This window comes from Cyanobium sp. NIVA-CYA 375, from assembly GCF_056108345.1.
This window is the reverse complement of record NZ_JBSYHW010000283.1, coordinates 1-846: the sequence shown is the minus strand read 5'-3', so window position 1 is coordinate 846 and position 846 is coordinate 1. Positions and strand designations below refer to the sequence as shown.

1 protein-coding gene is annotated in these 846 nt (G+C 71.5%); it reads right to left on the bottom strand.

The features are described 5' to 3' along the window. Positions 1-166: 166 nt before the first annotated feature. Positions 167-846 (bottom strand): glycosyltransferase family 4 protein (locus tag AC01FP_RS18100; RefSeq protein WP_474482197.1); only part of this gene is annotated, 680 nt, incomplete at its 5' end.

Here is an 846-nt window from a genome sequence, read left to right as displayed (position 1 = left end):
CGGGCAGGCAGCCGCACACCACGCCGCTGCAGGGCCGCTGGCAACCAGGAGTAGGCCGGCCAGGCGAGGCCGGTGTGAAATGCCTCCAGCCAGCCGGCCGCGTAAAAGGCTTCGGCAGCGGCGCGCACATTGGCATTGCCGGTGGGATGGCTGATCAGGATGCGCATTAGCCGCGGGGAGCAGAGCGGCGGCCGATCTGCCGGTAGAGCCCTTCGTAGCGCTCGGCGATCGCCATCGGCGCGAAGGCTGCGGCCAGCTCCTGGGCGGCGTTGGTTTCCGGAATGGGCGGCGAGCTGAGCAGATCAACCAGTAAAGCCGCCAGCGCTGCCGCATCGCCGTTGGCGAAGCTGCGGCCGATGCGGCCGATGTTCTCGGCCAGGCCGCCCCGCTGGGCCACCACCGGGATCAGGCCGGCGGCGAGCAGTTCCACCGCCACCAGGCCCATCGGCTCCTCCCAGGCCGAAGGCACCACGCCGATGCGGGCCTGGTTGAGCAGGGCCGGCAGCTCGGCTGCGCTGAAGGCGCCGAGAAACTCCACCTGATCACGGAGGCCGAGGCGATCGGTGAGCTGCTGCCAGGGCTGGCGCATCGGGCCATCGCCCACCACCAGCAGCCGGGGGCGCAGGGAGGCGGGCCTGGCAGCCAGCAGGGCCAGGGCCTCAAGCAGCACATCGAGGCCCTTCTCGCTCACCAGGCGGCCGAGGAACAACAGCGGGATCGGGCGGCTGGCGGCTGGCGACCAGGGGTAGGGCGCCAGGCTCACGGGGTTTGGGATCACCTGCAGGCGGGGCAGGGGCTGGCGCTGGGCCATCCAGTGGCTGATCGCCACATTGGCCGCAAGCCGCT